General features: G+C 64.2%; 7 protein-coding genes and 1 pseudogene. 6 read left to right on the top strand and 2 right to left on the bottom strand.

Going from position 1 to position 13032, the window contains the following annotated elements:
- Positions 1–126: pseudogene (locus IV498_RS17370) on the top strand (IS982 family transposase); the annotation flags it as partial.
- Between the two features lie 91 nt (positions 127–217).
- On the opposite strand, the gene IV498_RS17365 reads toward IV498_RS17370, so the two are convergent.
- Positions 218–1645, bottom strand: a complete 1428-nt coding sequence (locus IV498_RS17365; protein WP_442951378.1) for an NAD(P)H-quinone dehydrogenase — start codon at positions 1643–1645, stop codon at positions 218–220.
- Between the two features lie 55 nt (positions 1646–1700).
- Between IV498_RS17365 and IV498_RS17360 the strand changes: the two genes are divergently transcribed.
- From IV498_RS17360 to IV498_RS17345, 4 genes are all read left to right on the top strand, one after another.
- Positions 1701–2555, top strand: coding sequence for a purine-nucleoside phosphorylase (locus IV498_RS17360; protein WP_269048340.1), 855 nt, complete (start codon positions 1701–1703; stop codon positions 2553–2555).
- 173 nt (positions 2556–2728) lie between these two features.
- Positions 2729–4951, top strand: coding sequence for a phospho-sugar mutase (locus IV498_RS17355; protein WP_269048339.1), 2223 nt, complete (start codon positions 2729–2731; stop codon positions 4949–4951).
- Positions 4952–5018: 67 nt separating this feature from the next.
- Positions 5019–5756, top strand: coding sequence for a deoxyribose-phosphate aldolase (gene deoC / locus IV498_RS17350; protein ID WP_269048338.1), 738 nt, complete (start codon positions 5019–5021; stop codon positions 5754–5756).
- 57 nt (positions 5757–5813) lie between these two features.
- Entirely contained in the window at positions 5814–6023 is a 210-nt protein-coding gene (locus IV498_RS17345; protein WP_269048337.1) for a hypothetical protein, read from the top strand.
- Positions 6024–6132: 109 nt separating this feature from the next.
- On the opposite strand, the gene mfd is transcribed toward IV498_RS17345, so the two are convergent.
- The gene (gene mfd / locus IV498_RS17340) at positions 6133–10032 is read right to left on the bottom strand and encodes a transcription-repair coupling factor (protein WP_269048336.1); all 3900 of its coding nucleotides are present in this window, start codon (positions 10030–10032) and stop codon (positions 6133–6135) included.
- Positions 10033–10530: 498 nt separating this feature from the next.
- Here mfd and IV498_RS17335 point away from each other — a divergent pair, with 498 nt between their 5' ends.
- Positions 10531–12879: an FdhF/YdeP family oxidoreductase gene (locus IV498_RS17335; protein ID WP_269048335.1), complete on the top strand. Its 2349-nt coding sequence runs from the start codon at positions 10531–10533 to the stop codon at positions 12877–12879.
- The last annotated feature ends 153 nt before the right edge of the window (positions 12880–13032 follow it).

Here is a 13032-nt window from a genome sequence, read left to right as displayed (position 1 = left end):
GGGCGGACACCCGCCGGCGTCACCGCCCGCGTCGTCCAACGCCTGCTGGCCCTGACCGCAGCGATCTGGCACAACGATCGGATCGGCCAAGCTGTGCGTCGCTCCATGACCGCCTACGATCACTGACCCTTGGAATTATTCATCTAGCCGAACCCAGCACTGTCCCGGCCACCGACTCCCAGTGCTCTGCAGTGTCTGCAGTGGGCTCGACCGCTAACTACATATGGACGTGCAGCCGCCGAGCCGCCTCGGAGATGGAGCCGCTCAGCGACGGATACACGGTGAAGGTGTTGGCCACATCATCCACGTTCAGCTTTTGCGTTACGGCGAGGGCAATCGGGAAGATCAGCTCCGAGGCCCCGGGGCCCACCACCACACCACCGATGACGGTTCCGGAGCCTCTCCGGGCAATGATTTTGATGAAGCCGTCCTTGAAGTTCCGCATTTTGGCGCGCGCGTTGGTGTGCAGGGACAGCTTGATCACGTCGCCCTGGTACTGGCCAGATTCCACTTCGGCCTCCGTGACGCCCACCGACGCGATTTCCGGGGAAGTGAAAATGTTCGAGGAAACCTGCTTGAGCTTGAGCGGACGAACGGCATCCCCGAGCAAATGAGCCACCGCGATCCTGCCCTGCATCGCGGCGACGGAGGCCAGTGCCAGGACGCCTGTGCAGTCCCCGGCAGCGTATACGTTGGGAGCGGTGGTGCGGGAGACGCCGTCGACCTTGATGTGTCCGCTCGGGCTCAGTTCCACGCCGGCAGCCCCGAGGCCGAGGTCATGCGTGTTGGGGATGGAGCCAACGCAGACCAGGCAATGAGTGCCGCTCACCTCGCGTCCGTCGCTGAGGGTGACGACGACGCCGTCGTCCACGCGTTCGACGGCGGCAGCACGGGACCGTGCCAGCACCGCCAGACCGCGGCGGGCAAAAACGTCCTCCAGCACCTGCGCGGCGTCAGCGTCCTCGCCAGGCAGGACCTGTTCGCGGCTGGAAATCAGCGTGACCTTCGAACCAAGGCCGTTATAGGCCGAGGCGAATTCCGCACCCGTGACACCCGAGCCCACCACGATCAATTCCTGTGGCACCTCATCGAGACTATAGACCTGGGTCCAGTTCAGGATCCGTTCCCCGTCGGGTTGTGCCGTGGCCAGCTCCCGGGGATGCGCACCAACGGCGAGCAGGATCGCGTCTGCAGTGACGGTTTCGGCTCCCTCCGCGGTGCTGACTTCAATCGTGTGGTTATCCAGCAGCCGCCCGGAACCAAAGATGATCCGCACTCCCCTGCGTTCCAGATCGGCACGGATATCGGTTGATTGTTCGGCCGCCAGTCGCAGCACGCGGTCGTTTACCTGCTTGAGGTCCGCCCGCATGATCGGTGTGCTGTCGCCGTTGTCGACGTCGAATCTCACGCCGAGATCCGTCGCATCGATCATCCGGGTCATGGCATCGGCCGTGGCAATCAGGGTCTTGGATGGGACCACGTCGGTCAGCACCGCCGAGCCGCCCAGCCCGGTTCGTTCCACTATCGTCACTTGCGAACCCAGCGACGCGGCCACGATTGCGGCCTCATAACCGCCTGGGCCACCGCCCAGGATTGCCAGACTGGGAACCGCGAGAGGAGAAGGAATTTCGGATTGGCTCGTCACAATAGCCCATTCTCTCTTATCGCGGCCACTGCCACCAAGCGGATAGGTTGTTCTGATGAACACACTTGATTCTTCGCCTTCCCCCGAAACCGGTGCGGCCCCGGACCCCTTCGCACAGGGCCCGTTCGAGCAGGCCAAGCGTGCGGCGGACTACATCGCCGCCCACACGCAGGTGCCCGTCCACGACGTGGCGCTGGTGCTGGGATCGGGTTGGGGCGAGGCGGCGGAGCTGATCGGTGAAACCACGGCCACCCTGGCGGCCGCGGATATCCCGGGGTTCAGCGCCCCCGCGGTGCAGGGTCACGTCGGAACCATCCGCTCGGTCCTGACCCCGCAGGGCAAGCGCGTCCTGGTGCTGGGAGCACGGACGCACTTATATGAGGGCAAGGGTGTTCGGGCCGTGGTGCACGGGGTGCGCACGGCAGCGGCCGCAGGCGCCCGCACCTTGGTGCTCACAAACGGCTGTGGCGGCCTGAACGAGGCGTGGCTTCCCGGCACGCCCGTGCTGATCAGCGACCACATTAACCTCACCGCCACGTCGCCGCTGGAGGGCCCCACCTTCGTGGACCTGACAGACCTGTACTCCGCCCGGCTGCGGGCGGTGGCCCGACAGGTGGATCCGGGGCTGGCGGAGGGCGTCTACGCGCAGTTCACCGGCCCGCACTACGAAACTCCCGCAGAGGTGCGGTACGCCAAGCGGATCGGGGCGGACTTGGTCGGGATGTCCACCGCGCTGGAGGCGATTGCCGCGCGGCACGCCGGGATGGAAGTTTTCGGGATTTCGCTGGTAACCAATCTGGCCGCCGGGATAAGTGACGCGCCGCTGAGCCATCAGGAAGTTCTGGAGGCAGGCCGGGCCGCCGGACCGCGCATTTCGAGGCTGCTTGCCGGCATCATCGCAAAGTTGTAGGAAGGCGAGCTGCTGGCCGGCATCATCGCAAAGCTGTAGGAAGGCAGGCTGTACGACGGCGCTCCGCAGGACCGCGAGCGGTTGGATGGCCAAAGGGCAGGACCGGCGAGCTCGGGTGCGCATGATTGGGGGGCAGGGCAGCTGCCTTGAGGCCCAAACGATAGGTTTGTTCCATGACTCTCACTGACGCTGCCCTGCAGTCGCTTCTGGACGCCGCCCGCGAGTGGGCGGATCTGGACCCGGATCCCGTCACCGAGGGGCAGCTTCGGTCGCTGATCGGGCACGCCGACGACGGCACGAGCGAGCCGCACGCAGCCCAGCTCAGGCAGGCCGACGATGGCGCAATCGAACCGCACGCAGCCCAACACAAGCACGCCGAGCCAACCGCGCCCGGACGCCAGCCGGAACTCTGTGACGCCGCGTCCCTGAAGGTGCAGGCACAGTTGGAGCTCGCGGACAGCTTTAGTGGCACTCTGCAGTTCGGCACAGCAGGTCTGCGGGCCAAGCTGGGAGCCGGCCCCAACCGGATGAACCGGATTGTCGTCCGCCGAGCGGCCGCGGGACTAGCCTCATTCCTACTGAACAGGGCCCAAACCGGGAACGGACCGGCTTACACCCCGCGCGCCGTCGTCGGCTTTGACGCACGGCACAATTCGGAAATCTTCGCCACCGAAACCGCCGCCATTTTCACCGCCGCCGGGATCGAGACGTTCCTGCTGCCCTCCGCACTGCCCACGCCAGTGCTGGCCTACGCCGTGCGCGCACTGGAGTGCGAGGGCGGCGTGATGGTCACGGCGAGCCACAACCCGCCGCAGGACAACGGATACAAGGTCTACTTGGGCGGCCGGGCCGTGGAGGAGTCCGCGCGCGGGGCGCAGATTGTGGCACCGTTCGACACAGACATCGCGGCTCAGATTGCCGCGGTCGGCTCCGTGCGCAGCGTTGCACTGGCATCGAACGGCTGGACAGTGATTGACGCTGCGGATGTGAACGACCCGGCCACCCGCCTTGGCGCGGTTGATGCTGATGTGTCCATTACCGCACGGCTGGCCCAGGCTGCGGACGGTGGTTTGGTTAACCATGGGGCCGACGCCGGACTGGTCGCCCGTGCGGCGGGTGCCTGGATGACCGGCGACCGGTCCCCGTCCGAGGGAGCCGGGACGGACCCGGTGGCCTCAGACCAGTCCGCGGGGGAAAAGGCCGCGGAAGCGACGCCGGGGAGTCCGGCTGCCAACGGCGTCGGACACGCGGGCGGAGCGGACGTGAGACCCATGGGCGATGATCTTGTGGACGGTGGCCAAGCCGACCGCGGGCAGGCGGACGCTGGTCTTGTGGACCGCTATGTAAGTGCCGTCGTCGATCTCGCGGACCGGACACATTTCCCTGCCCGCGGGCTGAAGATCGTTTTGACGCCCCTGCATGGCGTGGGCGGAACGACGGCCGTTTCGGTTCTTACCGACGCCGGTTTCGACGACGTGACAGTGGTGACCGCGCAGGCTAAACCGGATCCCGATTTCCCAACGGTGGCCTTCCCAAATCCGGAGGAACCCGGCGCACTCGATCTGGCCCTGGAGGCCGCGCGGGAAACCGGCGCGGACATCGTAATTGCCAACGATCCGGATGCCGACCGCGCGGCCGTGGCCGCCGTCGACCCGTCAACAGGCTCCTGGCGGATGCTCAGCGGAGACGAAGTCGGATCGCTGCTTGGTGCCCACTTGGCGGAACGAATGAAGGGCAGCGGCAGGGTCTTTGCCAATTCGATAGTTTCTTCCCGGCTGCTCGGCCGGATCGCCGCCAGCCACGGCATTGACCATGTCCAGACGCTGACCGGATTCAAGTGGATCTCGCGCGTGCCGGGGCTGGATTACGGCTACGAGGAAGCCCTGGGTTATTGCGTCGCACCGGAACTTGTACGGGACAAGGATGGCATCTCGGCCGCCCTGCTAATTGCGGAACTGGCAGCGGCGGCCAAGGCAGCGGGGCGTTCCATGTTCGACACCCTCGATGATCTGGCCCTGAAATACGGGCTGCACGCGAGTGATCAGCTCAGCGTCCGGGTGGCTGATCTTTCTCTGTTGGAGACGATGATGTCCCGGCTGCGGCGAAACCCGCCGACGAGCTTCGGCGGATCCGCCGTCCAAAAGGCAGTCGACCTTTCGGAAGGGGACGCCTCCGTCAGCTCGGCTGCCCTGCCACCCACCGACGCGCTGCTGTACCTGACGGAAAACGGCAGTCGGGTGATCATCCGTCCCAGCGGAACCGAACCGAAGCTCAAATGCTATCTGGAGGTCATCGTCCCGGTCACTGCAGCGGCGGATCTTGCTCCGGCCCGGGCCCGGGCCCGGGCGGTCTTGGATGCGGTACTGGACGACGTCCGCCTCGCCCTGGGACTCTGAAGCCGCCGACAACTATACGTGCGTTGTGGGAATATGGAGTTCACCATTCCTACCGGAAGGCCACACCATGACCTCTCTCTCCGATGCCACACCCAATATCACCGGAGCTGAATCCACCACCCCCGGCACGGCTGGCCGCGGCGTTGCGGCCTACATAGACCACACGCTGCTCAAACCGGAGGCAGGCGAAGATGATGTGCTCAAGGTCTGTGCCGAGGCGGTCGAATACAGCTTTTTCTCGGTCTGCGTGAATCCCGTGTGGGTCAAGACCGTGCACAAAGCTCTCAAAGGCAGTGGCGTGCGCACCTGTTCGGTCATCGGTTTTCCCTTGGGCGCCACCCCAACCGATGTGAAAGTGTTCGAGGCCCGCGGGGCCACCCTCGACGGCGCTGACGAAATCGACATGGTGATCAACATCGCCGCCGCACGGGCGCTGGACAAGGGCTCGCTGGTGGATGACATTTCCGCCGTCGCCGAAGCCGTGCACGAAGCGGACGCCATCCTCAAGGTCATTATCGAAACCTCGCTGCTGAACCAGGAGCAGAAGGTCATGGCGTGCCGGGCGGCCGTTGAGGCCGGCGCAGACTTCGTCAAAACCTCCACCGGATTCAACGGCGGCGGTGCCACCGCGGAGGACGTGGCCCTGATGCGGGCAACGGTCGGCCCAACGCTCGGTGTTAAGGCTTCGGGAGGGGTTCGAACGCTGGCCGATGCGCAGGCCATGATTGCCGCCGGAGCGACCCGGATCGGTGCCAGCTCCGGCATTGCCATCGTCAATGATGGGCAAGGGAGCAGTTCATACTAGGATTTCGGGTAGAACTGTTTGCGAGCGGCCCTGCCATTTCGGGGCCAAGGAGGAATAATGCCAACCCAAGACACCCGCGAGAATCCGCTCGGCCAGAGCATTATTCTCTTCGTGATCTTCTTCGCCCTCTTTTTGGGCGGGATCTTTGCCTTCTCCTTCCTGACCCTGAGCAACGTCTGGCCCGCAGCGATAGCCCTCGCCCTGATTTTCCTCTCGTTCGTGATTCCGATGACGTGGCTAAGCCGCGCCAACTCCTCGGACGAGTAGCCTCACCCACCAGCGGGCTGCTACCGCGGGCCTTACCCGGAGTCCGTCGCACTGCGGCCCAGTTGGGACGGGGTTCACGTGGGGCCGAACACGGTCCGCCGAAGTCGGCTCACTCCGCGAAGATGGCGTCCAGCACACCCTGCGCCCACGCGAGCACCTCCGCGTCCGCCAAGTCGCGGCCGCCGATCCGCGCGGTTTTCGGCTTTGGGATCAGCACGGCATCCAGCGCTGTCTTCACCATAGCGCCGGGATACATCCGCTGCAGGCGCATCACCTTGGATTCGGGCAACTGAGCCGGAGCGAACTTGACGAAGGAACCCTGCATCGCCACGTCGGTCAGGCTGGCCGCGCGGGCAGCGACACGGAAGCGGGCGACGGCGATCAGGTTTACTGCCGCTGCTGGCGGCTCGCCGTAGCGGTCGACCAACTCCGCCAGCACCTCTTCGATCGCCTCGTTGTTTTGTGCCGATGCCAGTTTTCGGTAGGCCTCCAGCCGCAGCCGCTCGCCCGGCACGTAATCGTGCGGCAAATGGGCGTTGACCGGCAGTTCGATCTTCATCTCGGCCGGCCGTTCCTCGGCCTCGCCGCGGTAGTCTGCCACGGCCTCCCCCACCAGCCGGATGTACAGGTCGAAGCCGACGCCTTGGATATGTCCGGATTGTTCCCCGCCCAGCAGGTTCCCGGCTCCGCGAATCTCCAGGTCCTTGAGCGCCAATTGCATTCCGGCCCCGAGTTCGTTGTGGGCCGCCACGGCCTTGAGCCGTTCCAGCGCCACCTCACCCAGCGGCTTGTCGACAGGGTAGAGGAAGTAGGCGTACGCCCGCTCCCGGCCTCGGCCCACCCGCCCACGCAGCTGATGCAGCTGGGACAGGCCATAATTGTCGGCCCGGTCCACAATCAGGGTATTTGCGTTTGAAATGTCCAGCCCTGTCTCAATGATGGTGGTGCAGACCAGCACATCGAACCGTTTCTCCCAGAAGTCCACAATGATCTGCTCAAGCCGGGATTCGCTCATCTGACCATGCGCGACGGCAACGCGCGCCTCCGGGACCAGCTGCTGGATATGCGCGGCGGTCCGCTCAATGGAGCTGACCCGATTGTGCACGAAGAACACCTGCCCCTCGCGCATCAGCTCCCGCCGGATCGCCGCGGAGGCCTGCTTATCCGAATACGCACCGACATAGGTCAGCACCGGGTGCCTCTCTTCCGGCGGCGTCGCCAGCGTGGACGTCTCCCGGATTCCGGTCAGCGACATTTCCAAAGTCCGCGGAATTGGCGTGGCACTCATCGCCAGCACATCGACGTTGGTGCGCATCTTTTTCAGCGCTTCCTTGTGTTCCACGCCGAAACGCTGCTCTTCATCGACAATGACCAGCCCCAGGTCCTTGAACTGGACCTCCTTGGACAGCAGCCGGTGCGTGCCAATCACCACGTCCACCGCGCCGTTCCGCACACCCTCCACCGTGTCCTTGGCCTCCTTGGAGCTCTGGAAACGGGACAGCGGTTTGACCCGCACCGGAAAGCCGGAAAAACGCTCGTTGAAGGTTTCCAGGTGCTGCTGCGCCAGCAGCGTGGTGGGCACCAACATGGCTACCTGCTTGCCGTCCTGGACCGCCTTGAACGCCGCCCGGACGGCGATTTCGGTTTTTCCGTAGCCCACATCGCCCGAGACCAGGCGGTCCATCGGAATTTCCTTCTCCATGTCCGCTTTAACCTCGTTGATGGTGGTCAACTGGTCCGGCGTCTCGACGTAGGGAAAGGCCTCCTCGAGCTCGCGCTGCCACGGCGTATCCGGAGCGAAGGCGTGCCCACGCGTGGCCATCCGGGCCGAATACAGCCGGATCAGCTCGCCGGCGATCTCCTTTACGGCCTTACGCGCCCTGGACTTCGTCGCGGCCCAGTCCGAGCCACCCATCTTGCTCAGCGCCGGTGCGTCGCCGCCCACGTAGGCGGTGACTTGGTCCAGCTGATCCGTGGGCACAAACAACCGGTCCCCCGGGGCTCCGCGCTTGGATGGCGCGTATTCCAACACCAAATATTCGCGCAGCCCCGCGGACGGAGAGCCGGTCGAGACCTTGCGCTGGATCAGCTCAACGAACTTCCCCACGCCATGCTGCTCATGCACCACGTGGTCACCGGCGCGCAGCTGCAGCGGGTCCACCACGTTGCGGCGCTTAGATGGCATCCTGCGCATGTCCCGGGTTGAGCTGACGGATGTCTTACCCAGCAGGTCAGCCTCTGTCAGCAGCCCCAGTTTCAGTCCGTCAAAGACAAAGCCACGGCCGACGGCGGCAGTGGTCACCTCGATGATGCCCGCCTGTGGCAGCTTTTCAAGCGAATCCACCCGGGCTGCAGGTATGTCCGCGTCGTGGAACAACTCGGCCAGCCGCTGCGCCGGGCCCGGCCCATCCGTTGCCACCACCACGCGCCATTGGTCCCGGATCCTCGATCCGATGAACTCGAGCATCTCGGCTACATCACCTTGGTAGCCCCGTGGTTCGCGGGCCGGAAGGTTCAGCACATCAATGTCCAGGACCAGTTCCGCGTCTGGGTTGAAGGACGTGATGGACCACCAGCTCAAACCCGCCGCGAGCGCACTGGACCGGGTGTCGGAAAGGGACTTGAAACTGGCAGCGGCCAGGTCCACACCCTCTTGGGAGGCCAGATCCAGAGGCGCCACACCGCCGTCGGACGCCGTGGACCAGGCCGCCTCCAGAAACTCCTCGTTGGTCGCCTCCAAGTCGTGGGCCCGGGCGCGGACTTTTTCGGGCTCGATCACCACTGCCACCGAGCCAGGTGGGAACTGCGAGGTCAGGGGCACCATCGCATCAACCAGGGCCGGCGCCAGTGATTCCATCCCCTCCACGGCAATGCCGCCGGCAATCTTCTCCAGCATCGCCGCAGCCGCCGGCATCCGATCCTTGAGCTTGGCCGCCCGGGACATCACGGACGCCGTAATCAGGATCTCCCGGCACGGCGGCGCATACAGCGTGGTCGGGTCCACCAGTTTCCCGGCAGAGCCGGAGGCGTTGGCGGTCACAGCCGTACCAGCAGTCCCAGGTGGGTTGGCAGTCCCAGCCGTACTGGCAGTCCCAGCAGTCCCAGCCGCGCTGCCCGTCCCAGCCGCCTTAGAGATCCCGTCCGGCTTAGCAGCCGCGTCGCTTGCACCAGCTGACTTGGCACTTTCGCTGGTGTTAGCTGTGGTGGCGTTACTTGCTGAACTCAGCGAGCGCTGGTCAGCGACGGCGAACCAGCGCATCTGCTCCACCTCGTCGCCAAAAAACTCCACCCGGATGGGATGATCCTCGGTCGGCGGAAAGACATCCAGGATGCCCCCACGGACGGCGAATTCGCCACGGTGTGTGACCATATCGACCCGGGCGTAGGCAGCATCGGCAAGCCGCTGCACCAAATCGGAAAACGGAATTTCATCCCCCACGGATACCGTAACTGGCACCAGGTCACCCAGCCCCGCAACCAACGGCTGCACTACGGCACGCACCGGGGCTACCACAATCCGCAGCGGCGATCCGCTCCGAACTCCACCATCCTGCGACGATCCGCTCCGAGCCCTGGCGCCCTGCGATGGGCCGACCTGTGACCCGCCGGCCTGTGCTGCGTCGTCGTGCGGATGCGTAAGCCGGCGCAGAAGCGAGAGCCTGCGTCCAACGGTGTCCGACCGCGGCGACAGGCGTTCATGCGGCAACGTCTCCCAACTGGGGAATTCGGCCACCGCGTCAGCCGGGAGGTATGCCCGCAACGCCGCTACCAAATCCTCAGTTTCGCGCCCTGTCGCCGTGATGGCCAACACCACTCCGGTCCGCCCGTCCACCTGTGGAGCCGCAGCCAGCCCATCGGCCATTTCTGCCAGCAGGGCGGCCCGCAGTCCCGTGGGTGCGCCCATCTGCAGATCCTGGCTCCGGTCCGCGGGTGGCTTCGCGGCATACCCACGCACCCGCGCAAAGGCGGGATCGTCGGCAAGGGCAGTTCGCAAACCATTGAGGCTCATCTGGACAATCTCCTTGACATGGTGGCAATACGGCGTGCGTCTCTTGGTGGCCAAGTGGCAACTAATCGACAACCATTGACTGCCGCTTCGCTCGTGTGCCAGCCGCAGGGCACAACACAAATAGCCGAAGTTCACAAAGAACCCCGGGAAACAGTTCCACTTTACCGCTGACAGCTTCCTGCGGCCGACGGCAGTCACGCCTTACGGATGCCAAGCCGACACCTGCCGACACCTGCCGACGCCTGCCACCACCCTGACCGATACCCTCACCGCCATCCTCACCGACACCCGCAGCAATTCCTGGATCAATGCCCAGATCAATTCCAGACGGAGATTTGCCGCCACGCCTCACGACCTTCGAACTGCCGAAGCCGCCTGCAGGCAGCAATTCCCGACGGCGGCTCGCACCGGTTCCTTGCTCCGGACGGAGATTACTGCTAGTCCTGAGGCAAGTGCATCCGTCGAAAGCGGCAAGAAACAGTCATAGGAGAGTTCAGCATGGGCGGCAACGAACCCGTAAAAGAAGCCGACGAAAGCAAGATCGAGGTGGAGGATAAACCGGAGGACTGGGCCGCTGGCGTGCCGGCCGTCTATATCTCCATGAAGGCCGCCCTGGAACATATGGGGGTAAACCGGTCCCGCAAAACGCTGCTGGGCATGAACCAGAAGGACGGGTTTGACTGCCCCAGCTGCGCCTGGCCGGATCCGGGCCATCGGAAAACCTTCGAGTTTTGCGAAAACGGCGCCAAGGCCGTCACTTGGGAGGCCACGCCCGTGGTTATCTCAAGCGAATTCTGGGCCGAGCACACCGTCAGCGAATTGCGGCAGAAATCCGAGTATTGGCTGGGCATGCAGGGACGCTTGACGGAACCGGTCTACAAAGCCGAGGGCGAGGATCATTACCGGCCGGTGAGCTGGGACAAGGCGTTCTCAATTCTGGCAGATAAGCTCAAAAGCCTTGATTCACCGGACCAGGCGGCGTTCTATACCAGCGGACGCACCTCCAACGAGGCCGCATTCCTCTACCAGCTGTTTGTTCGGGGATACGGGACCAACAACCTGCCTGACTGTTCGAATATGTGCCACGAGTCCTCGGGTTGGGGCATGGGCCAGACCATCGGCGTGGGCAAGGCCACGGTCAGCTATGACGACTATGCCAAGGCTGACCTGATCATCATCATGGGGCAGAATCCCGGCACCAATCATCCGCGCATGCTCACGGCGTTGGAAGAGGCCAAGGAGGCCGGGGGCACAATTGTTGCCGTCAACCCGATGCCGGAAGCCGGACTCAAACGGTACAAGAATCCGCAGAAGGTCAAGGGCATCATTGGACGCGGTACGGACATCGCGGATCAATACCTGCAGATCAGGCTCGGCGGGGACATGGCTCTGCTCCAGGCATTGTCCAAACGTGTGCTGGATGCCGAGGCGAAGGCTCCCGGAGCCGTGCTGGATCACGAGTTCCTCCGTGAGCACTGCCAGGGACTGGAGGAGCTCAGGGATCATCTCAGCGGGTTGGACGAGCAGGCGGTGCTGGAGGCGACCGGTCTGCGCATCGAGGAGATTGATGAGCTGGCCGCACGGTATCTGCAGGCTGACAAGGTCATCGTGACCTGGGCAATGGGCCTGACCCAGCAGAAAAAGGGCGTAGCGGCGATTAAAGAGGTCATCAACCTGCTTTTGCTGCGCGGAAACATCGGCAAGCCCGGTGCGGGTGCCTCTCCCATCCGCGGCCACAGCAATGTACAGGGGGACCGCACCATGGGGATCTGGGAGCAGATGCCGCCGGCTTTCCTCGACGCTCTGGGCAAGGAATTCGACTTTGCACCGCCGCGCGAGCATGGCGCGGATGCGGTCGAAACCATCAGGCGCATGCACGACGGCGGCATTAAAGTCTTCACCGCGCTCGGCGGCAACCTCGTCGCTGCCATTTCGGACACCCAGACGGCTGAAGCTGCGATGGAAAAAACCGAAATGACAGTCCAGATTTCCACCAAGCTCAACCGGTCCCACACGGTGACAGGTGCCGAGGCACTGATCCTGCCCACCATGGGCCGCACCGAAATCGATCTTCAGGCCACCGGGCCGCAGTTCGTGTCGGTGGAAGACACCGTCTGCGCCGTGCACCCGTCCTGGGGCAAGGTCAACCCGGTGGCGCCCAACCTGCTCTCTGAGATAGCCATCGTCAGCCGTCTCGCGCGCGCCGTGCTGGGCGATAAAATCAATGCCGACTGGAGCGGTTACGAACAGGATTACGATCTGATCCGCGAGCACATCTCGCATGTTGTTGCCGGCTGCGGGGATTACAACGCCAAGATCCGGCAAGAGGGAGGCTTCATTCTTCCCAACGGCCCACGGGATTCACGCACCTTCAACACGCCCACCGGCAAGGCCATGCTGACCGTAAACGAGCTGGAATACATCGAACGGCCGGCTGGCACACTGATCCTTCAAACGCTGCGCTCACATGACCAGTTCAATACCACCATCTACGGAAACAATGACCGCTACCGCGGCATCAAAAACGGACGCCATGTGGTCTTCGTGAACCCTGAGGACCTGGCCGAACTGGGTCTGGCGGATGGCCAACTGGTCGACGTCCGGGGTCAGTACAAGGACGACACGGAGCGGGTTCTGCGCAAGTTCCGGGTTGTTTCCTATCCCACCGCCCGGGGCTGCGCCGCGGCCTACTACCCGGAGGCTAATGTGCTGGTGCCGCTGAACAACACCGCGGAGGGAAGCAATACCCCGGTCTCCAAGGCAGTGATCGTGCGCCTGGAGCCCACGCGGGGCGACGTGCCGGAGGGCAGCCTTCCCGCGGCCGCGCAGGCCGAAGTTTTCCATTAGAGCCGAAGTCCGGCAGTAGTCCATATACGCGCAAGGAGGCATTATTCGCATCGGTCGGGTGCCAGCCGGCACTCGAGCAGGGATCGGTGCGGATCGGTAAACCCGATCATTGGCTTCGCCGTTGGGCTCCCTCCCCGGGGGGAGCCCAACGGC

Source organism: Paenarthrobacter sp. Z7-10, assembly GCF_026932795.1.
In the GTDB taxonomy this organism is placed as follows: Bacteria; Actinomycetota; Actinomycetes; order Actinomycetales; family Micrococcaceae; genus Arthrobacter_M.
The sequence above is the reverse complement of the archived record's forward strand: the minus strand, read 5'-3'. Positions and strand labels throughout refer to the sequence as shown.

What these genes read in the sequence shown, in the direction of transcription:
- IV498_RS17360 (WP_269048340.1), top strand. Translation starts at nt 1,701, where the DNA reads ATGAACACACTTGATTCTTCGCCTTCCCCCGAAACCGGTGCGGCCCCG.
- IV498_RS17355 (WP_269048339.1), top strand. Translation starts at nt 2,729, where the DNA reads ATGACTCTCACTGACGCTGCCCTGCAGTCGCTTCTGGACGCCGCCCGC.
- deoC (WP_269048338.1), top strand. Translation starts at nt 5,019, where the DNA reads ATGACCTCTCTCTCCGATGCCACACCCAATATCACCGGAGCTGAATCC.
- IV498_RS17345 (WP_269048337.1), top strand. Translation starts at nt 5,814, where the DNA reads ATGCCAACCCAAGACACCCGCGAGAATCCGCTCGGCCAGAGCATTATT.
- mfd (WP_269048336.1), bottom strand. Translation starts at nt 10,032, where the DNA reads ATGAGCCTCAATGGTTTGCGAACTGCCCTTGCCGACGATCCCGCCTTT.
- IV498_RS17335 (WP_269048335.1), top strand. Translation starts at nt 10,531, where the DNA reads ATGGGCGGCAACGAACCCGTAAAAGAAGCCGACGAAAGCAAGATCGAG.